The 21,340-nt window shown below is 62.9% G+C and carries 20 protein-coding genes; 11 read left to right on the top strand and 9 right to left on the bottom strand.

Annotated features, from left to right (window positions below):
* The first annotated feature begins 54 nt into the window (after positions 1-54).
* The 4 genes from xseA to MGEO_RS08835 all read left to right on the top strand — a co-directional run bounded on the left by xseA (position 55) and on the right by MGEO_RS08835 (position 5,276).
* A complete protein-coding gene (gene xseA / locus MGEO_RS08850; protein WP_085636362.1) occupies positions 55-1,605 on the top strand; it encodes an exodeoxyribonuclease VII large subunit in 1,551 nt (516 codons plus the stop codon).
* Between the two features lie 136 nt (positions 1,606-1,741).
* Positions 1,742-2,554, top strand: a complete 813-nt coding sequence (locus MGEO_RS08845) for a TIGR00282 family metallophosphoesterase (RefSeq protein ID WP_085636361.1) — start codon at positions 1,742-1,744, stop codon at positions 2,552-2,554.
* Entirely contained in the window at positions 2,551-3,474 is a 924-nt protein-coding gene (locus tag MGEO_RS08840; RefSeq protein ID WP_085636360.1) for a DMT family transporter, read from the top strand. The genes MGEO_RS08845 and MGEO_RS08840 overlap by 4 nt, the downstream gene beginning before the upstream one ends.
* A 32-nt stretch (positions 3,475-3,506) precedes the next feature.
* The gene (locus MGEO_RS08835) at positions 3,507-5,276 is read left to right on the top strand and encodes an SLC13 family permease (protein ID WP_085636475.1); all 1,770 of its coding nucleotides are present in this window, start codon (positions 3,507-3,509) and stop codon (positions 5,274-5,276) included.
* Positions 5,277-5,322: 46 nt separating this feature from the next.
* Here MGEO_RS08835 and MGEO_RS08830 read toward each other — a convergent pair whose 3' ends face one another.
* Positions 5,323-6,060 carry a glutamine amidotransferase gene (locus MGEO_RS08830; protein ID WP_085636359.1) on the bottom strand — a complete coding sequence of 246 codons (738 nt, stop codon included), beginning with the start codon at positions 6,058-6,060 and terminating at the stop codon, positions 5,323-5,325.
* 122 nt (positions 6,061-6,182) lie between these two features.
* Here MGEO_RS08830 and MGEO_RS08825 point away from each other — a divergent pair, with 122 nt between their 5' ends.
* Entirely contained in the window at positions 6,183-6,923 is a 741-nt protein-coding gene (locus tag MGEO_RS08825; RefSeq protein ID WP_085636358.1) for a YebC/PmpR family DNA-binding transcriptional regulator, read from the top strand.
* A gap of 80 nt (positions 6,924-7,003) precedes the next feature.
* Here MGEO_RS08825 and MGEO_RS08820 read toward each other — a convergent pair whose 3' ends face one another.
* Both MGEO_RS08820 and MGEO_RS08815 read right to left on the bottom strand, forming a co-directional pair.
* On the bottom strand, positions 7,004-7,753 hold the full coding sequence (locus tag MGEO_RS08820) for an FG-GAP repeat domain-containing protein (protein ID WP_085636357.1): 750 nt from the start codon (positions 7,751-7,753) through the stop codon (positions 7,004-7,006).
* A 4-nt stretch (positions 7,754-7,757) separates the two neighbouring features.
* On the bottom strand, positions 7,758-8,081 hold the full coding sequence (locus MGEO_RS08815; protein ID WP_085636356.1) for a 2Fe-2S iron-sulfur cluster-binding protein: 324 nt from the start codon (positions 8,079-8,081) through the stop codon (positions 7,758-7,760).
* 213 nt (positions 8,082-8,294) lie between these two features.
* On the opposite strand from MGEO_RS08815, the gene MGEO_RS08810 reads away from it, so the two are divergent.
* On the top strand, positions 8,295-9,812 hold the full coding sequence (locus MGEO_RS08810) for a winged helix-turn-helix domain-containing protein (RefSeq protein WP_085636355.1): 1,518 nt from the start codon (positions 8,295-8,297) through the stop codon (positions 9,810-9,812).
* Here the strand turns inward: MGEO_RS08810 and MGEO_RS08805 are convergent.
* A complete protein-coding gene (locus tag MGEO_RS08805; protein ID WP_143746255.1) occupies positions 9,809-9,997 on the bottom strand; it encodes a hypothetical protein in 189 nt (62 codons plus the stop codon). The two genes, MGEO_RS08810 and MGEO_RS08805, sit on opposite strands and share 4 nt — an antisense overlap.
* A 153-nt stretch (positions 9,998-10,150) precedes the next feature.
* On the opposite strand from MGEO_RS08805, the gene MGEO_RS08800 reads away from it, so the two are divergent.
* From MGEO_RS08800 to MGEO_RS08785, 4 genes are all read left to right on the top strand, one after another.
* Complete coding sequence (locus tag MGEO_RS08800) at positions 10,151-10,546, top strand: OB-fold nucleic acid binding domain-containing protein (protein WP_085636353.1); 396 nt, start codon at positions 10,151-10,153, stop codon at positions 10,544-10,546.
* Between the two features lie 41 nt (positions 10,547-10,587).
* Positions 10,588-11,139, top strand: coding sequence for a peptidoglycan-binding domain-containing protein (locus MGEO_RS08795; RefSeq protein ID WP_233139775.1), 552 nt, complete (start codon positions 10,588-10,590; stop codon positions 11,137-11,139).
* Between the two features lie 247 nt (positions 11,140-11,386).
* Positions 11,387-13,279: a propionate-CoA ligase PrpE gene (gene prpE / locus MGEO_RS08790; RefSeq protein ID WP_085636474.1), complete on the top strand. Its 1,893-nt coding sequence runs from the start codon at positions 11,387-11,389 to the stop codon at positions 13,277-13,279.
* A gap of 157 nt (positions 13,280-13,436) precedes the next feature.
* Positions 13,437-14,237, top strand: a complete 801-nt coding sequence (locus MGEO_RS08785) for a glutathione S-transferase family protein (protein WP_085636351.1) — start codon at positions 13,437-13,439, stop codon at positions 14,235-14,237.
* A 71-nt stretch (positions 14,238-14,308) separates the two neighbouring features.
* On the opposite strand, the gene MGEO_RS08780 is transcribed toward MGEO_RS08785, so the two are convergent.
* The 5 genes from MGEO_RS08780 to MGEO_RS08760 all read right to left on the bottom strand — a co-directional run bounded on the left by MGEO_RS08780 (position 14,309) and on the right by MGEO_RS08760 (position 19,807).
* Positions 14,309-15,706 (bottom strand): DegQ family serine endoprotease, encoded by a 1,398-nt coding sequence (locus MGEO_RS08780; RefSeq protein WP_106299166.1) that lies wholly within the window; start codon positions 15,704-15,706, stop codon positions 14,309-14,311.
* Between the two features lie 228 nt (positions 15,707-15,934).
* Positions 15,935-16,126, bottom strand: coding sequence for a DUF2065 domain-containing protein (locus MGEO_RS08775; RefSeq protein ID WP_085636350.1), 192 nt, complete (start codon positions 16,124-16,126; stop codon positions 15,935-15,937).
* Positions 16,123-17,124, bottom strand: coding sequence for a protease modulator HflC (gene hflC / locus MGEO_RS08770; protein ID WP_085636349.1), 1,002 nt, complete (start codon positions 17,122-17,124; stop codon positions 16,123-16,125). Before hflC ends, MGEO_RS08775 begins: the two co-directional genes overlap by 4 nt.
* On the bottom strand, positions 17,124-18,293 hold the full coding sequence (hflK, locus tag MGEO_RS08765; RefSeq protein WP_085636348.1) for an FtsH protease activity modulator HflK: 1,170 nt from the start codon (positions 18,291-18,293) through the stop codon (positions 17,124-17,126). Before hflK ends, hflC begins: the two co-directional genes overlap by 1 nt.
* A 71-nt stretch (positions 18,294-18,364) precedes the next feature.
* On the bottom strand, positions 18,365-19,807 hold the full coding sequence (locus MGEO_RS08760) for an FAD-dependent oxidoreductase (protein WP_085636347.1): 1,443 nt from the start codon (positions 19,805-19,807) through the stop codon (positions 18,365-18,367).
* Between the two features lie 139 nt (positions 19,808-19,946).
* On the opposite strand from MGEO_RS08760, the gene MGEO_RS08755 reads away from it, so the two are divergent.
* Positions 19,947-21,230, top strand: a complete 1,284-nt coding sequence (locus tag MGEO_RS08755; protein WP_085636346.1) for a tetratricopeptide repeat protein — start codon at positions 19,947-19,949, stop codon at positions 21,228-21,230.
* Positions 21,231-21,340: the final 110 nt, after the last annotated feature.

Here is a 21,340-nt window from a genome sequence, read left to right as displayed (position 1 = left end):
CCTTCGGTTGCGCGCGTTCTAGGGTCAGGGCGAGTGAAGCGCAAGCGAGGCCAAATGTCCGATCTGATCGACGATCCGCGTCCGGGGCAGAACCTGCCCGAATACACCGTGTCCGAAGTCTCGGGTGCCGTGAAGAAGACGCTGGAGGATCAGTTCGGCCGCATCCGTGTGCGCGGCGAGGTGGGCCGCGTGTTCACCGCGCGGTCGGGGCACCTCTATTACGACGTAAAGGACGACCGGAACGTGTTGGCGTGTACCACGTGGAAAGGTCAGGTCTCCAGCCTGTCGGTGGTGCCCGAAGAAGGTCTGGAGGTGGTCGTGACCGGGCGCATGACGGCGTTCGGCGGGCAGTCCAAGTACAACCTCAACGTCGACGAAGTGACCGTTGCCGGCGAAGGCGCGCTGATGGCGATGCTGGAAAAGCGCAAAAAGGCGCTGGCCGCCGAAGGGTTGTTCGATCCCGCACGCAAGAAGGAACTGCCCTACCTGCCGGACATCATTGGCGTGATCACCTCGCCTTCGGGGGCGGTGATCCGGGATATCCTGCACCGGCTGCGCGACCGTTTTCCGCGCAAGGTTCTGATCTGGCCGGTGGCCGTTCAGGGGGCGGCCTGCGCGCCCGAGGTGGCCCGCGCGATTACGGGTTTCAACGCGCTGACGCCCGGCGGTGCCCTGCCCCGCCCCGACCTGCTGATCGTGGCGCGCGGGGGCGGAAGCATCGAAGACCTTTGGGGGTTCAACGAAGAGATCGTCGCGCGGGCGGCGGCCGCATCGGAGATCCCGCTCATTTCAGCGGTGGGGCACGAGACCGACACGACCCTGATAGATTACGTATCCGACCAACGCGCGCCCACGCCCACAGCCGCTGCGGAGATCGCTGTACCCGTGCGGCTGGAGCTGCTGGGATGGGTCGGCGACCAACAGGCGCGCATGACCCGCGCCGTGTCGCAGCGGATGCAGACCCGCGACCAGCGCCTGCGCGATCTGGCCCGCGCCCTGCCCCGACCGGACGCGCTTTTGTCCGGCCCGACCCAGCGGCTCGACCTGATGGCGGACCGGCTGCCGCGCGCCTTGACCCGCACCGTGGACCTACGGCGCGGACGGCTCGTCGAAGCGGCCGCTTCCCTGCGCCCATCGCTTCTGTCCCGCGCCCTGGCCGAGCAGCGGCGGCGTTTCGACCAGAGCGCCACCCGGCTGGCACCCGGCCTCACCCGTGTGGTCGAGACGAAACGCGAGGCGCTGGCGCGCCGCGCCGACCGGCTGTCGGTCAAACCCATCGAACGGGATCTGGCGTCCAAGCGCGACCGGCTGGAGGCGCTGACCCGGCGGCTGTCGAGCGCTGGTCAGGCGCAGGTCAAAGATTGGCAGTCCCGACTTACGGCACTGGACCGGCTTCGGGAAACGCTGGGTTACAAGGAAACGCTCAAGCGCGGCTATGCGGTCGTGCGGGGCGATGGCGCGGTGGTGACGACACAGGTCGCAGCGCAAAAGGCTACGGCTTTGGAGATCGAATTTGCCGATGGGCGCATGACCGTCGGCGCGGCGGTCGCGAAACCCTCGACAAAAGCAAAGCCAAAGCCGCCGGAACAGGGATCGCTGTTCTAGGCAACGCGCGGAAGCGATTTCGAAATCGCTTCAAAGCCCATGCGCATGGGCTTTTTCAACGCGTTTCGAAACGCGTTCTCCTCCGCCGCCGGTTTGCCTCTTTGCTTTCCCCCCCTGCCGCTCTAATCCTCGGGGCATGAGAACACTCTTTCTTGGCGACATCATGGGTCGCGTGGGCCGCACCGCGATCACCGAGCGGCTGGGCGACCTCAAAGCTCGACTGAAGGTCGATTTCTGCGTGGTGAACGGCGAAAACGCGTCCAGCGGCGTTGGTTTGTCCGGCCCACATGCGCAGGCGCTGCTCAACGCCGGGGTCGACTGTCTGACGCTGGGCGATCACGCCTTCGATCAGAAGGACATGCTGTCCTATATCGAAAACGAACCCCGCATCCTGCGCCCGCTGAATTTTGCCAAAGTCGCCCCCGGTCGCGGCCATCGCCTTTTTACCGATGCGCGGGGCCGCAAGATCCTTGTGTTGCAGGTGCTGGGACAGGTGTTCATGAAACGCGCCTTCGACGATCCGTTCTCGGCGGTTGACGCGGTGCTTCGTGCGCACCCGCTGGGCGGGCAGGCGCAGATGATCCTTGTCGACATGCATTGCGAGGCGACATCGGAAAAGATGGGCATGGGCCATTTCTGCGATGGCCGCGCCAGCCTTGTGGTCGGCACGCACACCCATGTGCCTACGGGGGATGCGCAGATCCTTCCGGGGGGGACGGGCTACCTGACAGATGCGGGCATGTGCGGCGACTACAATTCGGTGATCGGCATGGAAAAGACCGAACCGATGCGCCGCTTTGTGACGGGCATGAGCAAGGGCCGGTTCCAACCCGCACTGGGCGAGGCCACGCTGTCGGGCGTATTGGTGGAAACTGACGACCGCACCGGCAAGGCCACCGCGATCCACATGATCCGTGACGGCGGGCGCCTTCAGGCCGCCGCCCCATGACACGCGCCCTGCCGCTGATCGTTCTGATCCTCGCGGGGGCCGCCTGGGGGGCGACGCAGCCTCTGGCCAAGACAGCGGTCAGCGAAGGCTACCGGCATTTCGGTATCCTGTTCTGGCAGATGTGCATCGGCGCGGTCCTTCTCGGCCTGATCTGCGCGCTGCGCGGGACGGGGATGCGATTCACCCGGCGGGACATCACGCTTTACACGGTGCTCGCTCTGATTGGCTCTGTCCTGCCAGGCATCTCGTCCTATTCAGCGGCGATCCACCTTCCCGCAGGTATCCTTTCGATCCTGCTCAGTTCCATCCCGATGCTGGCTTTTCCCATTGCCCTGCTGTTCGGATTGGAAAGGTTCCGGTGGACGCGTCTCGCCGGGCTGAGCCTTGGGTTTGCCGGGATTTGCCTGCTGATCCTGCCGGATGCGGGACTGCCTTCGGAGGTCTCGGTGATCTGGGTCTTCGTCGCTCTGGTGTCCTCGCTCTTTTACGCACTGGAAAGCAATGTCGTGGCGCGCTGGGGTCTGGACGGGCTGGACCCCGTGCAAACGCTGTGCGGCGCAACGCTGGTCGGCGCGGTGATTACGCTGCCATTGGCGCTGATGACCGGGCAGTTTATCGACCCGCGCGGTCCCTGGGGAGCGCCCGATGCCGCTATCGTCGCGACCGCGCTGCTCCATGCGGGCGCATACACCTCCGATGTCTGGCTGGTCGGTCGCGCCGGGCCTGTCTTTACGGTGCAGGTCAGCTACTTTGTCACGCTTTTCGGTGTGACCTGGGCGATGCTGTTTCTGGGCGAGAGTTATTCGTCGTATTTCTGGGCAGCGCTGGCCGTGATGCTGGCGGGACTGGCCCTTGTGCAGCCAAGACCCAAGGCTGTTCTTGTTCCGCCCGCCCAACCCGGCCAGACTGGAGAAATCTGAAATGAGGGTGTGGTGACGTGCTGAGTGCGCTGATGCAAGTGACCCCGAACGCGCCTGCTCTGCTGGCCCTTGCCACAGTGGCAGTCATGTTCGCGCTGTTTGTGCGCGAGACCTATCCGACCGAAGTCGTGGCCATCGGCGGGGTGGCGTTTCTTCTGGCAACGGGTGTCCTGCCCTATGGCGATGCGCTGGCGGTGCTGTCGAACCCTGCGCCCTGGACCATTGCGGCGATGTTTCTTGTCATGGGCGCGCTGGTCCGCACCGGCGCGCTCGCGGCCTTCACCAACGCCGCACAATCCGCAGTGGAGAAACGCCCGAAACGCGCGATGGCGGGGATACTGGGGGTTGTGATCGTGGCGTCGGCCTTCATGAACAACACGCCTGTCGTTGTCGTCATGCTGCCTTTGTTTGTTCAACTGGCGAAAACCCTTGGCCTCGCCCCGTCAAAGCTGCTGATCCCGCTCAGCTATGCCGCCATTCTCGGCGGTACACTGACCCTGATCGGCACCTCGACGAACCTGCTGGTCGATGGTGTCGCCCGCGCGCAGGGGCTCGAGCCCTTCTCCATCTTCGAGGTCACGCCACTCGCAGTGGTGCTGATCGCGTGGGGGATGTTCTATCTCTGGGCCTTTGGCCGCTACCTCCTGCCCGAACGCACCAGCATGGCCGCGATGCTGTCGGACCGGTCAAAGATGAAGTTCTTCACCGAAGCGGTGATCCCGCCCGACAGCAACCTCATTGGCCGCGAGGTGCAGGGCGTGCAGCTTTTCAAACGCGACGGGGTGCGCCTGATCGACGTGATCCGCGGCGATGCCTCGCTGCGGCGGAACCTTGAGGGCGTCACCCTGCAGGTGGGCGACCGTGTGGTGCTGCGTACGCAGATGACCGAACTCCTGAGCCTGCAACGCAACAAGGAACTGCGCCGCGTCGATCAGGTCTCGGCGGTGGAGACCACCACGGTCGAAGTGCTGATCACACCGGTTTGCAAGATGGTGGGCCGACGTCTCGGCGCAATGCGCCTGCGGCGCCGCTATGGCGTCTATCCGCTGGCGGTGCACCGGCGGAACCAGAATATCGGACGACAACTCGATGATCTGGTGGTGCGCGTGGGCGACACGCTGCTGCTCGAAGGCGCGCCCGAGGACATCCAGCGTATGGCGGAAGAACTCAACCTCGTGGATGTGGCCAAACCCTCGGCCCGCGCCTACCGGCGCAGCCATGCCCCCATCGCCATTGCGGCGCTCGCGGGCCTCGTTCTGCTGGCCGCCTTCGGGGTGGCCCCGATCCTCGCGCTGGCGATCATCGCCGTGGCGGTGGTGCTGCTGACAAAATGCGTGGATTCGGACGAGGCGTTTTCCTTTGTCGAAGGACAACTCCTTGCGCTCATCTTTGCCATGCTCGCCATCGGGGCCGCGCTTGAGGCCTCGGGCGCCGTCACCCTGATCGTCGAAGGACTCGCCCCCTACCTGATGAATCTGCCGCCCTGGGCGATTGTCTGGGCGATCTACCTGCTGACCAGCCTTCTCACCGAACTGGTCAGCAACAATGCGGTGGCGGTCGTGGTGACGCCCATTGCCATCGGTCTCGCGCAGGTCATGGGATTCGATCCAAGGCCGTTGGTGGTTGCCGTGATGGTGGCGGCCTCCTGTGCCTTTGCCACACCGATCGGTTACCAGACGAACACGCTGGTCTATGGTCCCGGGGGGTACGCGTTTTCAGACTTCCTCAAGGTGGGCGTGCCGCTTAACCTGAGCGTCGGGATCCTTGCCTCGGCCATGATCCCTCTGATCTGGCCGCTCTAGGGCCACCGATGCGTCAACGCATCGGACGTTTCTGTCGACGGAAACGTCACCCGCCGTAGCGCGACACGAACCGGCGCAGGATCTCCACGGGCACTGTCACGTCACTGGCGTGACACATCGCGATGAGATCGTCGGCTGTCTCGGGCGCAAAATACCCTTTGTGGCGATAGATCCGGATCCGATCCTCGAACACGCCCGCATCCGCCTCGGGGTGGAACTGTGTGGCATAGACGTTCTGCCCATACCGGATCATCTGGTAGGGACACGGATCCGACGCCAACAGATGCACACACCCGTCAGGCAAGTCCTGCACCGCTTCCTTGTGGCCGACAAACGCGTCGAACGCCTGGGGCAATCCCGCCACCAAAGGATCCGCCGCCCCCGCGTCCGTCACACGGCACGTCACCGGGCCAACCGGTTCGCCATAGCGCCGCTTGGACACTTCGGCCCCCAGATGGTGCCCCAGAATACCGATGCCATAGCAGCAGCCCATGAACGGCACGTCCCGTTCCGTAATCTCGGGCATGAGCGACAGAATCTCCGCCTCGATCCGCGCCTCGACCGGGTCCTTGGTCGCCGGATCATCCGATACGCAGCCCGGCCCGCCGCCCACGATCACCCCGGCATAATCGTCCAGACGTAACCCCTCGGGCAGCGGCTCGCGGTCCAGACAGACGCGATGGACCTGCGCCTCGGACAGACCGCCCTTGCCAAGGAACGCAGCGAACTCGCCATCGCTGGCTTCGACCTCGGGGCGCAATTGCAGGATCAGAAATGGTTTCATACCGATCTCATACCCAACCCCGCCCCGCGCGCAAACCTCGAAAACGCAACTTGTTCCCGCCCTGCCATCTGCGCTAAAGACGCCAAAACTTCTCGACCTCCGACAATCAAGGACAGGACACCATGGCCGGCCATTCCAAATGGGCAAACATCCAGCACCGCAAAGGTCGTCAGGACGCGGTGCGCGCCAAGCTCTTTTCCAAGCTTTCCAAGGAAATCACCGTCGCTGCAAAGATGGGCGACCCCGATCCCGAAAAGAACCCGCGCCTCCGCCTTGCGGTGAAGGAAGCGAAATCGCAGTCCATGCCCAAGGACAACATCGAACGCGCCATCAAGAAGGCGACCGGTGGCGATGGCGAGGATTACGAGGAAATCCGCTACGAAGGCTACGGCCCGAACGGCGTGGCCGTGATCGTCGAGGCGATGACCGACAACCGCAACCGCACCGCGTCCAACGTGCGCTCCACCTTCACCAAGAACGGTGGCAATCTGGGCGAGACCGGGTCCGTGGGCTTCATGTTCGACCGCAAGGGCGAGATCACCTACCCTGCCGATGCGGGTGATGCCGACACGGTGATGATGGCCGCGATCGAAGCCGGCGCCGAAGACGTGGAAAGCAGCGAAGACGGACACATCATCTGGTGCGCCGACACCGATCTGAACGAGGTCGCCACCGCGCTCGAGGCAGAGCTCGGCGAATCCGACTCGACCAAACTGGTCTGGAAGCCCACCACCACAACCGAGCTTGACCTCGACGGCATGCAGTCGCTGATGAAGCTTGTGGATGCGCTGGAAGACGATGACGACGTGCAGCGCGTCACCACCAATTTCGAGGCCAGCGACGAGGTCATGGCCCAACTCTGAAACCGGCGCCAAGGGCGGTCGACCGCCCTTGGCCGCATTTTCGAAAACGCGGGATCAAGCGCCTTCGAAGGCGCTTGCCTTCAACAGCCCAGCGCACGCTCTATCGCATCGGGCGTATACGGTCCAAGCTCATATTGCGTGAGCCTGTCGCCGTCAAACCGCACCGCGACCACGGTTGACCATCCCGCATCGGCCAGCACCATCTCTGGCCCCTGCCCGCAGTCACGCAGGCCCCCGGCGATGTAATCCCAGCCGATCCGGTGATTGGTCACACCGTCCAGCGACGCCACTTCGCTCAGCCGGACCTGCCCCGCGCCCAGTGGCTCATACCGCCAGACGCGCAGGACTTTCGCAAGGTGCGGACGATCGACATAGGCCAGTTCCACCAGCCCGTCGCCATCCAGATCCGCGACAGCGGCGGGTGCCAGCCAGCGGAAACGCGTTCCAATAAAAGGCGTGGTTGCTTTGGCCGCCAGCGCGCCATCGACCAGCCCCCAGACAGCCAGCCGTGCGCCCTGCCGTTCGTGGCTTTCGATCACCACCACTTCCGGTGCGCCATCGCCATCCACATCCACCACGCGGGGGGACAGGTCTTCGAACACGATGTCCTGCGTCCAACGCGCCGACATCTCCCGGCCATCGCTCAGGCGCACGGCCAGGGTGTCATACTCGACCTCGTCGCCCAAAACGCCATGCGGATAGCGTGTGGTCGGCCCGTCATAGCGGGCGGACACGATCTCCTGCGCCACGGCCTGTGACGCGATCCCGGCCATAAGCCAGGCGGCCGCGCCGCAAGCCCAGAACGTCATCAGGCGGCGCGGAGTCCACATCGGATCAGATCTGCTTTTCGGGCATCTGGACGATCAGCCCGTCCAGCGCATCGGTCACCTTGATCTGGCAGGTCAGGCGCGACCGCTCGGGGTTCGGCTCATAGGCAAAGTCGAGCATGTCTTCTTCCATGTCTTCCTTCGGCGGCAGCTTGGCCACCCAGTCGGGATGCACATAGACGTGGCAGGTCGAACATGCACAGGCGCCGCCGCAATCGGCTTCGATGCCCGGAATGCCATTGTCGCGCGCGCCTTCCATCACGGTCAGGCCGTTGGCGACGTCCACGACATGCTCTGTCCCGCCATGCTCAATATAGGTGATCTTTGCCATTCCAGCACTCTCCGTCTCACAAATCGTGACATACCTAGTCTGGAGCGGTCGCGCCTGCCAGCCCCTTTTCGCTCAAATTCCCGCGCGCCGGATGGATTGCCTGTCCCATGCGGATCATGCGGCACGTCTGAAGAGACCGTCGCACAGGAAAGCCTTGGTCCGGATCGGAATTTCGGACTAGTCTTTATCAACGCATGACCAATCGGAGCGTGCATGCCGGTTCTTCATATCGATGACACCACCCGCACCGCACGTCTGGACGGGACAGAAGTCGCTCTGGGCGCGCGGGCGTTTGACGTTCTGCATCACCTGCACCGGAATCCCGACCGCGTCATCACCAAGGAAGAGCTTCTCGATACGGTCTGGGCCGGGACACTGGTCGAGGAAAGCAACCTCACGGTGCAGATTGCCGGGCTGCGCAAGGTTCTGGGACGGGACGCAATCAAGACAGTGCCCGGCGTCGGCTACAAGTTCACTTTGGGCGCGGCGGCGGACCCGGTCGAACGCACGTCGCAGAAGGACGCCCCTCCGGTCCCGGCAATTCCGTCGCTCGCGGTGCTTCCGTTTGCCAACCTGACCGGCTCGGATGAAAACGCCTACATGGTCGATGGGATCGTGAACGAGATCACATCGGCACTGGCACGGGTATCGTCGTTCTTCGTGATTTCGACGACCTCGACCTTCACCTATCGCGGCAAAGCTGTGGACCTCGCCGAGATCGGCCGCGAACTGGGTGTTCGCTACATCCTCGAAGGCAGCATCCAGAAAGCAGGTGACCGGCTGCGGATCTTCACCCAACTGGTCGAAGCCAGGACCGGCCGCATGATCTGGCACGACCGGTTCGACGGCAGCAGCGATGACATCTTCAATCTGCAGGATACCGTCGCCGAAAGTGTCGCTGCGGCCATAGAGCCGAAACTGATCTGGGCTGAAGCCGCGCGGGCGCAGGCCAAACCCACGGACAATCTCAAGGCCTACGATCTGTGCATGAAGGCCGCCCCCCTGGTCTACCGGCAGAATTCACTCGCAAACCTCGAAGACGGGTTGGAGCTGCTGCGCCAGGCCCTCGAACTGGACGCGAACTATACCTATGCGAAGGCGCTCATCTGTTACGCGCATACCGGGGCCTTCGCGGCGCGCTGGTGGCCGTTTGAACAGGCACGCGCCGCGTTGCCCCTTGCGCATGAGGTTCTGGACAGCAATCCGGACGACCCTTTGGCGCTGTGTTATGTCGGGCATTACATCGCCTATATTGGACATGACACCAAAACAGGTCTCACTGCCCTGAAACGGGCGCACTCGCTCAACCCGAATTCCGCCAATATCGAAATGCTGCTGGGCTGGGTCTACAATTACATCGATCAAAGCGACCTTGCGATCGAGCATCTGCGCCGCGCCATCCGCATCAGCCCGCTGCATCCACAAATTGGCATCATGACATCCGGCATTGGCAATGCCCTGTTTCAGAAAGGCGAGATCCCAGAGGCGAGCAGATATTATGAACAGGCACTGACAGAGTATCCGGAGTTTGCGACGATTCAGCTTGGGCTGATGGGATGCTACTGGCGGCTTGGGGAGTTGGAGAAATCCGCGAAGATGGCGGAGTGGTTCCGGCAGAAGGTTCCTGACATGTCCGTTTCCACGTTCAGACGCACGCGCCCACAGAGCAGCGAATCCTACCGGGAAGCCGTCATTGGCGCACTGCGCGCCAACGGCTTTCCCGAAGATTAACGCATCAGCCGGTCAACCGCGCGGCGGTGTGCCTCGGCGCGGTGTTGCGCGGCCACGATGTCGTGCGGGGATTTGCCCGGACGCTTCGGGGTCGACGATATCCGCGCCATGATGAATTTTACCAGTTGGTCAAAAATGCTCCCGATGGTGGTGCCGGTGGTCTTTCGTGTGTCGAAATAAGCCATGATGCCCTCATCTGTGTGTGCTTCCGTCTGTCCTGACACTCTCATGCGGCAGGGCGTTGCGTCCTTAAGGCCGGATTAAGCGTTCCAAAGCGATCCGAAATCTGCGGAAAGATCGGGCTTGCCGGCCATGGTAAATGTTCTATTTTTGTTCTTATGCGTGTTGTCACACCCCGCCCCACCCGAACCGACTGGCCGCGCCCGCCATCCTGTCTGACGGCGTCGCAGTTGCGGCTCCCGCCCGAGAATGCCCGGATCACCGTGGCCGGGCTGGTGATCCTGCGGCAGCGGCCCGGCACGGCAAAGGGGGTGATCTTTCTGACACTCGAGGACGAGACCGGCGCGGTGAACGTCATCGTCTGGCGTAAGATGTACGAAAAGTTCCGCCGGGCCGTGATCGCGGGTCGGATGCTGCGGGTCACCGGGCGGCTGCAGCGCGAGGGGGACGTGATCCACGTCATCGCCGAGCAGATCGAGGATATTTCGCCGCTTCTGGATCAGCTTCTTGCCACCGCGCCAGAGACGCTTTCGTCAGAGCCGCAAACAGGTTAGACTGCGCCCGAGCAGAAACAGGCAACAGGCGCACATCTTCCGTGACCCGTCCCCCGTCAGCGACCCGGGCCATCTGTGCCATGGCCTTGCTCGGCCTGACCGCCTGCGCCGGATCCTACGCAACTGACGTTCCGGACGACACGCTGCCCGTCCCCGACTTCGCCTCGGCCCAGATCGACCCGCCACCGGGTGTGCGTCCGGACGGTTGCTGGGTGCGCGACGTGGCGCCTGCCGAACTCGAAACCGTGACCCGCCAGATCGAGGTCGCCCCTGCGCAGTTTGACGAAGCGGGTCGGCAGATCAGCCCGGCTCGGTTCCGCACCGAAACGGCACAGGTGATCCTGCGCGAACGGCAAGAGCTGATTTTCGAGACCCCCTGCCCCGACGCACTGACCCCCGACCTGATCTCGACCCTGCAGCGGGCGCTCGAGGCGCGCGGGCTCTACCGGGGACAGATCACCGGTCAGATGGATGTGCCAACCCGGCTGGCCGTGCGCCGCTACCAGAACGCCCGCGGCCTGCCCAGCGGGTTGCTTTCAATCCAGTCGGCCCGGGCGCTGGGTTTGCTGACGACACCGCGCGACCAGCTTTGAACCAGCACGGGATCAGGCAAGAATCGGTTCGCAGACAAATTTGCAGTATAGAGTTTGCAGTTTTGCAAAAACGCGATTTGGCGAAACTGACCCTGCATAATCCAAGAAGCTTTGCAAAAGTTTGCAACCGGATTTCCTCAAAACTGCAAAGTTTTTGCGGCCTTCTGCCGCGCGGCTGATCCAGAGACTTGCCGCAACGTCCCACGCGCCGTACGCCAATGCCAACACGTTTCAGGAGGAGACCGGCATGGGCTACCAAGAGGTTTATGAGAGCTGGGAATCCGACCCGGAAGGGTTCTGGATGCAGCAGGCCGACGCAATTGATTGGGATAAGAAACCCAGCAAAGCGCTGTTTGAGGTGGGTGAGAACCTCTACGAATGGTTCGCGGACGGCCAGACAAACACATGCTGGAACGCGGTCGACCGCCATGTCGAGGCCGGGCGCGGCGGACAGGTGGCGATCATCCACGACAGCCCGATCACCGGCACCCTGCACAAGATCACCTATTCCGAACTGCGCAACCGCGTCGCCCGTCTGGCCGGTGCGCTGCGCGCCAAGGGTGTGGAAAAAGGCGACCGCGTCATCATCTATATGCCGATGGTGCCCGAAGCGCTGGAGGCGATGCTTGCCTGTTCGCGCCTCGGAGCCATCCACTCGGTGGTGTTCGGCGGCTTTGCGGCCAACGAACTGGCCGTCCGCATCGACGACGCGAAACCCAAGGCAATCATCGCTGCCTCTTGCGGCTTGGAGCCGGGACGCGTGGTACATTACAAGCCGCTGCTCGACGGAGCTATCGACCTGGCCACCCACAAGCCGGATTTCTGCGTGATCTTCCAGCGCGAGCAGGAAGTCGCACATCTGGAAGAGGGCCGCGACTATGACTGGCACGGATTCCAGTACGGCGTTGAGCCGGCCGACTGCGTTCCGGTCGAGGGCAACCACCCGGCCTATATCCTTTACACGTCCGGCACCACAGGCGCACCGAAAGGCGTAATCCGCCACACCGGCGGCCACCTGGTGGCGCTGAACTGGACGATGAAGAACATCTACAATGTCGATCCGGGCGACGTGTTCTGGGCAGCGTCGGACGTGGGCTGGGTCGTGGGACACAGCTATATCTGCTACGCACCGCTGATCCACGGAAACACCACGATCGTGTTCGAAGGCAAGCCGGTCGGCACGCCGGATGCGGGCACCTTCTGGCGGGTGATTTCGGAACACAAGGTCCGCACGTTTTTTACCGCGCCGACGGCGTTCCGCGCGGTCAAGCGCGACGACCCCAAAGGCGAATTTGTCGGCAAATACGACATCTCGTGCCTCAACGCGATCTACCTCGCGGGGGAACGGGCCGACCCGGACACCATCGAATGGGCGCAGCAGGTCACCGGCAAGCCGATCTATGACCACTGGTGGCAGACCGAAACCGGCTGGACCATCGCAGGTATGCCCGCCGGGATCGAGGCGCTGCCGGTCAAGATCGGCTCTCCGTCGGTGCCGATGCCGGGCTATGATGTGCAGATCCTCGATGAGGCGGGCCACCCGATGAAGCCGGGCGAGCTTGGCGCCATCGCGGTCAAACTGCCCCTGCCCCCGGGTACGCTGCCGACGCTGTGGAATGCCGAGGACCGGTTCCGCAAATCCTACCTGTCGCATTTCCCGGGCTACTATGAGACCGGCGACGCGGGCATGATCGACGAGGATGGATACCTCTATATCATGGCGCGCACCGATGACGTGATCAACGTGGCGGGCCACCGCCTGTCGACGGGCGGCATGGAAGAGGTTCTGGCCTCGCACCCGGATGTTGCGGAATGCGCGGTGATCGGCGTGACCGATCAACTCAAGGGCCAGTTGCCGATGGGCTTCGTTTGCCTGACAACCGGCGTGAACCGGCCGCATGACGAGATCGTCAAGGAATGTGTCAAACTGGTGCGCGACAAGATCGGCCCGGTGGCCGCGTTCAAGCTGTGCGCGGTGGTTGACCGTCTGCCGAAGACCCGGTCGGGCAAGATCCTTCGTGCGACGATGGTCAAGATTGCGGACAGCGAAGAGTTCAAGATGCCCGCAACCATCGACGATCCGGCCATCCTTGACGAGATCAAGACCGCATTGCAGGGCATGGGCTACGCCAAGGGCTGATGCTGCCGAACCGGATGCGTCAACGCATCCGGTTTTTCCGTTGACGGAAAACCCCGCGCCAGTGGCGCGGGGTTTTGTTTTGGCGCGGCCCAGCCTGACCGGTTTACAGTCCCGGCCTTTCGCCGCACTCTGGGGCTCCGTGACACAGGAGACCGACATGCCCCGTCCCATCGTCTATCACATCCCCGTCTGCCCGTTTTCCCAGCGCCTTGAAATCATGCTGGCACTGAAGGGACAGAGCGATGCGGTGGAATTTCGGGTGGTGGATATCACCAAGCCGCGCGATCCGGAGCTTCTGCGCAAGACACGCGGCACCACGGCTCTGCCGGTTCTGGAACTGCCGGATGGGCGGATCATCAAGGAAAGCCTTGTCATCCTCGATTATCTCGATGCCACGGTCGGGCCATCGCCCATACGGCAGACCTCCCCCTACGAGCGGGCGGTCGAACAGATGCTGATTGCCCGCGAAGGTCCGTTTACCATGGCAGGTTACCTGTTTGTCATGAACCAGGATCAATCCCAGCGCGCGGCGCATCAGGAGAAGTTGCTGGGGCTTTACCGCGACATTGACGGGTTCCTGATGGAACATGCTCCGGAGGGCATCTGGCTGCAGGGCGCGTTCGGGTTGGCAGAGGCGGTGTTCACCCCAATGTTCATGCGGTTCTGGTTTCTGGAATACTACGAGGGGTTCAGCCTGCCCGACACACCGGACTTTGACCGGGTGCGCCGCTGGCAGGACGCGTGCCTTGAGCATCCTGCGGCCCAGCAGGTGAGCCGGGAAGAAATCGTGAAGCTTTATTACGACTATGCGCTGGGTGTGGGGAACGGTGCGCTGCCGGAGGGTCGATCCGTGTCGAGCTTTGCTTTCAGCCCGGACTGGCGCACGCGGCCCTGGCCACCGAAGGACAAGTACGGCGCATCCGCATCGGATCAGGCCTTGGGCCTTGTTGACGCCTGACGGAAAGGGCGTTCGATGAAAAAAGGGCGCCGGTTTCTGCGGCGCCCTTTTCAATTTTCTGATCGGCGGACTTATTCGTCGTCCGCGATGTTCAGTGCGACGAAGCGCGGATCGCCAGCGCGGCGCACCAGAAGCAGGATCGACTTGCGGCCCGCTTCCTTGGCTTCGGCAATACGGTCTTCAAGATCGCTGAGAGCCAACACCTGTGCCTGACCCGCCTCGGTGATCACATCCCCGGCGCGCAGTCCCTTTTCGAAGGCCTCGGAGGTTTCGTCCACATCCATGACGGCCAGCCCGCGGGCACTTTCGGGAAGCTCCAGCTGTTCGCGGATCTCGGAGGTCAGGGGGCTGAGCGTCAGGCCCATGAGGTCCATCGACTGCGGGGCCTCTTCTTCCGGGCCGGGCTGGGCTGCGGGTACGGCGCTTTCGGCTTCTTCGCGGCGACCGAGCGTCACCAGAAGCGTCTGCGTCTCACCGTTGCGGTTCACCACCACGCGCACCGATTTGCCGACGGCGGTGTTGCCGACCTGGCGCACGAGGCCACGGGTATCTTCCACCTCTTTTCCGTCGAAGCTGATGATGACGTCACCGGCCTCCATGCCAGCTTCCATCGCCGGACCCTCGGGTACGTCAGAGACGAGAGCACCCTTGGCTTCGGCAAGACCCAGAGCGTCGGCCACGTCTTCGGTCACATCCTGGATCCGGACGCCGAGCCAGCCACGACGGGTCTCACCGTATTCCTGCAGCTGGTCCACGACGCGGGTCACCACGTTTGAGGCCATCGAGAAGCCGATGCCGATGGAGCCGCCATTGGGGGACAGAATCGCGGTGTTCACACCGATCACTTCACCATCCATGTTGAAGAGCGGACCGCCGGAGTTGCCGCGGTTGATGGCGGCGTCGGTCTGGATGTAGTCGTCATAGGTGCCGCTGAGTGCGCGGTTGCGGGCTGACACGATCCCGGCGGAGACCGAAAAGCCCTGCCCGAGCGGGTTGCCCATCGCCATCACCCAGTCGCCGACGCGGGCGGTGTCGCTGTCGCCGAAGCTCACGAAGGGAAGCGGCTCGTCGCTTTCCACCTTGAGCAGGGCGATGTCGGTGTTGGGGTCGGTGCCGACGATCTCGGCGGGCAGTTCCTCGCCCGAGAAGAACTCGATCAGAACCTCATCGGCGCCTTCGATGACGTGGTTATTGGTGACGATGAACCCGTCTTCGGAAATCACGAAACCCGAGCCCAGCGCGGAGGAGCGGCGCGGCCGGTCACCCTGACCACCACGGTCCTGGAATTCGCGGAAGAAGTCCTCGAAGGGGGAGCCTTCGGGAACGATGCCCTGTGGACCGGTGCGGCCCGCAACGGTGGTCGAAGTCGTGATGTTCACCACGGACGGGCTGATCTTCTCTGCCAGATCGGCAAAGCTTTCGGGCATCCGCGCATGGGCCATCAACGACTGAGCGACTATGAGGATCATCGACAGCGAGGTCAGCCAGAAGAGGCGCAGCGGCGTCGACTGATCCCGTTCGATTGCAATTGCCTGTGAGGTCAAGGGAAACTCCTTCGTCTTTGGTGCGGGTGCATTGCCCGACACCTGCCTTGTCATGGTTTCAATGTAGGTGCGCTTTCGCAACACGCAAACAGGAAAGCGGGGCATCAAGCGACTGTGATTTGAACGTGACGTGACCCGGCGGAACCGGACCGGTCAAAACGCCTGCAATATCCAGAGCATGGCCACACCGGCGGCCATCGACGACACGCCGATCAATCTTCTGAGATCGAGCGGCATCGCGCGCATCGCCTCCAGCATGCGTTCGATAAGCGAAGGGGCCAGCGCATAGGCCAGCCCCTCGATAATCAGCACCATTGCAATCCCCGTGAGGATCGTCTGGGTCAATTGCCTGCTCCGGTGCCGCTGTCACCCGACGTGTCGCCCGAGCTTTCGGTTGCGCCTTCGGACGTACCAGAGGTGCTCGATGCCGCCGGGCCTGCAATCCGGGCCGCAGCTTCCGGAGAGATGCCACCGCCAAGACCTTCGGCAGATTTCAGGTAGTTGAAGAACTCGCTGTCCGGCGCCATCACGAAGGTCGAATTCTCGCCCTGCAATGCGCGCTGGTATGCGGTCAGGGAGCGGTAGAATTCAAAGAACTCTGCGTCACGGCTGAAGGCCGAGGCAAAGATGTTGTTGCGGCGCGCGTCGGCTTCACCGCGGATGATCTCGGCCTGACGGTTGGCATCGGACACAAGCTCGACCACGGTTCTGTCGGCCTGGGCGCGGACACGCTGCGCGGCTTCGTTACCACGGGCGCGTTCGTCGGTCGCTTCGCGTTCACGCTCGGCGCGCATCCGGTCGAAGGTGGCGTCGAGGTTTTCCGCCGGAAGGTCGGTCCGCTTCAGTCGCACGTCGATGATCTCGATACCCAGCGCACGCGCTTCCTCGATTGCACCGTTACGGATCCGCAGCATAAGTGCGGCCCGGTCGGTACTGAGGATGTCGTTCGAGGACACGGAACCCAGAATTTCGCGTGTTTCAGCCCGCAGGATCGAGTCCAGACGGCTTTCTGCGGCGGGAATGCCGCCGACACCAACGGCCTGACGGAACCGCTCCACATCGGCGATGCGGTAGCGGGCGAAGGCGTCGACCACCAGACGGCGGTCGTCGAGCGGGGTGATTTCGAGCGGATCGATGTCACGGCTCAGGATACGGTCGTCATAGCGCACGACTTCCTGAATGAGCGGAATCTTGAAGGCGAGGCCCGGATCTTCCTTGACCGAAACGACACGACCGAACTGAAGCACCAGCGCTTTCTCACGCTCGTCCACGATAAAGAGCGACGAGAGCAGACCGGCAACGGCCAGAACCAGAATTGGCAAAAGGTACGTTGTCTTACGCATCAGTTTGTCCCTCCGGTGGCCGAGTTGCGGCGCAGTTCATTGAGCGGCAGGTAGGGTACGACACCGCTGCCACCGCCTTCGGTGTTTTCATCAAGGATGATCTTGTCCACACGACCAAGCACTTCTTCCATCGTTTCGAGATAGAGGCGTTTGCGGGTCACTTCCGGTGCGTTCTGGTATTCGCCCAGAACGGCAAGGAAGCGGCTCGCCTCACCTTCGGCCTCGTTCACAACACGGGCGCGATAGGCTTCGGCTTCTTCAAGCACCTGCGCAGCTTCACCGCGCGCCTCGGCCAGAACACGGTTGGCATAGGCGTCGGCCACGTTGCGCAGACGGTCACGTTCCTGTTCGGCGGCCTGAACGTCGCGGAATGCAGCGATCACCGGCTCAGGCGGATCGGCCTTGTCAAAGTTCACGCGGATGATCGTCACGCCGGAATCGTAGCTGTCGAGTGTCGACTGGATCAGATCCTGCAGACGCGAGGCAATGGCCCCACGATCACGGTTGAGGATCGGCGCGAGATCGGACTGCGCGATGATCTCGCGCATTGCGGATTCACTCACGGCGCGGATCGTCGGGCGCGGGTCGCGCAGGTTGAACAGGAATTTCGCAGGATCATTGATGTTCCAGACCACCTGGAAATCGATATCGACGATGTTTTCGTCTCCGGTCAGCATCAGACCCGCATCCGAACCGCGGCCACCCACACCGATATCTTCGGTCTGTTCGCGGGTCACCGGTATCACCTCGGCGGTGACAACCGGCCAAGGCGCGAAGTTCAGACCGGGATTGCCTGTGGCGTAGTATTCGCCAAGGAACAATTCGACCGACTGTTCTTCGGGCCGAACGGTGTAGAAGCTGGCCATAGCCCAGAGCGCGATGGCACCAACGACCCCAAGACCAATCGTGCCGCGGGTGAACTTGAAGCCACCCCCGCCGCCGCTGCCGCCGGGAACACCGCCGCCGCCACCATTGCCGCGACCGCCCATCAGAACGCGCAGGCGCTCCTGGCCCTTTTTCATCAACTCATCAATTTCGGGTATCTGTGGCTGGTTGTCGTCACCGGGACGACGCCCTCCACCGTTGTTGCCGCCGCGCGGGCGATCATCGCCACGGTTTCCACCGTTGTTACCGCCGCCGCCCCACGGGCCGCCACTGTTACCTGCCATCTGGTCTTTTCCCCTCTCGGAACAATCCGTCTTTCTTCATAGTCTTCTACCTGTGGGCAAAGCCCGGAAATTCAAGCCGTCCGCATCGGTTTGCGCATGGTCACGATCTCTTCCGACATGGTCGGATGAACGGCAACGGTGCGGTCGAAATCCTCCTTGGTGGCCCCCATCTTGATAGCGATGCCCGCCATCTGGATCATCTCTCCCGCACCGGGCGCGACGATGTGACAGCCCAGAACCTTGCGGGTTTCGGCGCTCACGACAAGCTTCATGAGCACGCGATCGGGCTTTTCGGCAAAGGCGGTCTGCATCGGACGGAACGAGGTGCAGTAGACCTCGATCGGCTCCTGATCGCGCGCGTCCTCTTCGCTCAGGCCCACGGTGCCGAATTCCGGCTGCGTGAACACGGCAGACGGGATCAGGCTGTGATCCACAGGGGTCGGGTTGCCGTTGAACACGGTTTCGACAAAAGCCATGCCTTCGCGAATAGCCACCGGGGTCAGATTGACCCGGTTGGTCACGTCACCGATGGCGTAGACGGACGGAACGCTGGTCTGGCTGTACTCGTCCACCTCGATCTGGCCGGCGCGGCCGATCCTGATGCCAAGATCCTCAAGGCCCATGTCGTCGCTGTTGGGATGGCGGCCGGTGGCAAAGAGCACCACGTCGAACTCCTGCGTATGTCCGTTGGTGGCTTTGACCCGGATCGGGCCCTGCCCCGCCTCGTCCGACGGCGCGGACCCGCCATATTGGGTGGCTTCCATCGGTGCGGTCAGCCCGTCGTCCTCTCCGGCCGAGGCGCGATGCATTTCGACGATGTTGGTGCCGGTATGAATGTCGATGCCCTTTTCGCGCATCTCGTCGGCAATCAGCCCGCGTGCCTCTTCATCGAAGCCGCGAAGGATCTGCGCACCGCGATAGTATTGCGTCACCTCAACACCCAGCCCGTTAAGGATACAAGCGAACTCGCAGGCGATGTAGCCGCCTCCGACAATCAGGATGGATTTGGGCAGTTCCGGCAGATGAAAGATGTCGTCTGATACGATCCCGAGATGTGCGTTGGGCATGTCAGGACGGACCGGACGACCGCCCGTCGCAATCAGGATGTGTTTTGCCGTCAGCGTTTCACCGGTCGACAGTTCGACGGTGTGCGCGTCCTTGAGACGCGCGCGCGCGTCGTAGGTGGTGACGCCAGAGCCCGCCAGAAGTTTGCGGTAGACACTTTCGAGGCGGTCCAGTTCCTTGGTCAGATGGCCGGAAAACGTCTGCCAATTGAATCCCCCGGCCTGCATGTCCCAGCCGTAATGCGTGGCCTCTTCGACCATGCCGCCATAGCCGCTGGCAAAGACCATCAGCTTTTTCGGCACACATCCCCGGATCACGCAGGTGCCGCCGTAGCGGTCTTCTTCCGCAAGCCCGACCTTGGCCCCCGCCTCGCCCGCAGCCACACGCGCCGCACGCACGCCACCGGAGCCGCCGCCAATCACGAAGAGATCGTAGTCGAATGTGCTCATGGTCGGTTCCTTCAATATCCGCGCGAAGATATTTCATATGGAGGGCCGGAACGCCAGAGAGGGATGCTCACGCATCCTCGCGCAATCGTTGCCGGACAGGGGTTTTCTGAGTAGGCTTCGGGGGACCGGGAGGACAGCGATGAAACATGACAGGTACGACAACCCGATCTCGACCCGGTCGGATGCGGCCCGCGATCACTACATCGCCGCAACCGATCTGCTGCTTGCAGGGAACCCCGGCATCTCAGAGGAATTCCGGAAAGCCATCGACAGCGATCCGGATTTTGCGCTGGCGCATGTCGGTCTGGCACGAGGTCTGCAATACGAGGGCCGGATGCAGGCGGCCAAAGAGGCCATGGACGCGGCAAAGGCGGCACGGGGCCCCCGCACCGAACGCGAGGCCAGCCATATCGCCGCATTCGATTTGCTTGTCGCAGGAAAGACGGCTGAGGCCTATCCTGCGATCCGCGCGCATGTCGACGAGCACCCCCGCGACGCGCTGCTGGCGCAGACTTGCACATCGGTCTTCGGACTGATCGGGTTTTCCGGCAAACCGGGGCGCGAGGCCGAAATGCTGGCCTATAATGCGAAACTGCTGCCGCATTATGGCGAGGATTGGTGGTGCCTGAGCCAGTATGCCTTTGCCCTGTGTGAAACCGGCAATCTGGCCGAGGCGGACATTTACATCGAACGATCCCTTGCGCTGAACCCGCGCAATGCGAACGGCGCACATGTGCGCAGCCATATCTACTACGAGACCGGCGATATCGACCTCGGGATTGCGTATCTGACCGACTGGTTGGGCCCGTATGACCGGGCGGGATACATGCATGGCCACCTGTCCTGGCACGCAGCGCTCTGGGCGCTGGAACAGGGAGACACGCAAACGATGTGGCAGCGGATGGAGACCGACATTCTGCCCGACGTGTCGCAGAGCCTGCCGATCAACGTGCTGACCGATGCGGCCTCGCTCCTCTTCCGCGCGGAGCTGGCCGGGGTCGAGGTGCCACAGCACCTCTGGAGTGAGATCAGCGCCTATGCACTGCAGTTCTTCCCCAAGACCGGGATCGGGTTTGTCGACATCCATGCAGCCCTTGCCCATGCCATGGCCGGGAATGGCGAGGCGCTCATGCAGATCATCGCGGAACCGAATCCGAACACGGGCGACGTGGTGACACCATTGGCCGAAGCCTTCCGCGCGCTGGCGCAGCAGAATTGGGCCGAGGCCGCCGCCCTGTTGATCGGTGCCATGGGTGACCATGCGCGTCTTGGTGGCAGTCGTGCCCAACGCGACCTTCTGGAATTCGCGCTGCTGGGGGCGCTGCTAAAGCAGGGGAAGGACGAAGAAGCCAAACATCTTCTGGCATTGCGCCGCCCTGCGCTTGTCGGAACGCAGTCCGTCCACGGGCTGTCGGTTCACTGAACGATCTTTGTTGTCGTCAAAGACCGACCACCGGCCCTCGATTTGCAAAGCTGGCAAACGAGCACTGCGGCGCAGTCGACGTTTCAGATCGTAGTTCGAAGGGTGGCGGC

The sequence above is a fragment of the Marivita geojedonensis genome (assembly GCF_002115805.1).
Taxonomy (GTDB): domain Bacteria; phylum Pseudomonadota; class Alphaproteobacteria; order Rhodobacterales; family Rhodobacteraceae; genus Marivita; species Marivita geojedonensis.
This window is presented reverse-complemented; position numbering and strand designations above follow the sequence as displayed.

Coding starts and splice junctions, on each gene's coding strand:
- xseA (WP_085636362.1), top strand. CDS start 55: ATGTCCGATCTGATCGACGATCCGCGTCCGGGGCAGAACCTGCCCGAA.
- MGEO_RS08845 (WP_085636361.1), top strand. CDS start 1,742: ATGAGAACACTCTTTCTTGGCGACATCATGGGTCGCGTGGGCCGCACC.
- MGEO_RS08840 (WP_085636360.1), top strand. CDS start 2,551: ATGACACGCGCCCTGCCGCTGATCGTTCTGATCCTCGCGGGGGCCGCC.
- MGEO_RS08835 (WP_085636475.1), top strand. CDS start 3,507: ATGCAAGTGACCCCGAACGCGCCTGCTCTGCTGGCCCTTGCCACAGTG.
- MGEO_RS08830 (WP_085636359.1), bottom strand. CDS start 6,060: ATGAAACCATTTCTGATCCTGCAATTGCGCCCCGAGGTCGAAGCCAGC.
- MGEO_RS08825 (WP_085636358.1), top strand. CDS start 6,183: ATGGCCGGCCATTCCAAATGGGCAAACATCCAGCACCGCAAAGGTCGT.
- MGEO_RS08820 (WP_085636357.1), bottom strand. CDS start 7,753: ATGTGGACTCCGCGCCGCCTGATGACGTTCTGGGCTTGCGGCGCGGCC.
- MGEO_RS08815 (WP_085636356.1), bottom strand. CDS start 8,081: ATGGCAAAGATCACCTATATTGAGCATGGCGGGACAGAGCATGTCGTG.
- MGEO_RS08810 (WP_085636355.1), top strand. CDS start 8,295: ATGCCGGTTCTTCATATCGATGACACCACCCGCACCGCACGTCTGGAC.
- MGEO_RS08805 (WP_143746255.1), bottom strand. CDS start 9,997: ATGGCTTATTTCGACACACGAAAGACCACCGGCACCACCATCGGGAGC.
- MGEO_RS08800 (WP_085636353.1), top strand. CDS start 10,151: ATGCGTGTTGTCACACCCCGCCCCACCCGAACCGACTGGCCGCGCCCG.
- prpE (WP_085636474.1), top strand. CDS start 11,387: ATGGGCTACCAAGAGGTTTATGAGAGCTGGGAATCCGACCCGGAAGGG.
- MGEO_RS08785 (WP_085636351.1), top strand. CDS start 13,437: ATGCCCCGTCCCATCGTCTATCACATCCCCGTCTGCCCGTTTTCCCAG.
- MGEO_RS08780 (WP_106299166.1), bottom strand. CDS start 15,706: ATGATCCTCATAGTCGCTCAGTCGTTGATGGCCCATGCGCGGATGCCC.
- hflC (WP_085636349.1), bottom strand. CDS start 17,124: ATGCGTAAGACAACGTACCTTTTGCCAATTCTGGTTCTGGCCGTTGCC.
- hflK (WP_085636348.1), bottom strand. CDS start 18,293: ATGGCAGGTAACAGTGGCGGCCCGTGGGGCGGCGGCGGTAACAACGGT.
- MGEO_RS08760 (WP_085636347.1), bottom strand. CDS start 19,807: ATGAGCACATTCGACTACGATCTCTTCGTGATTGGCGGCGGCTCCGGT.
- MGEO_RS08755 (WP_085636346.1), top strand. CDS start 19,947: ATGAAACATGACAGGTACGACAACCCGATCTCGACCCGGTCGGATGCG.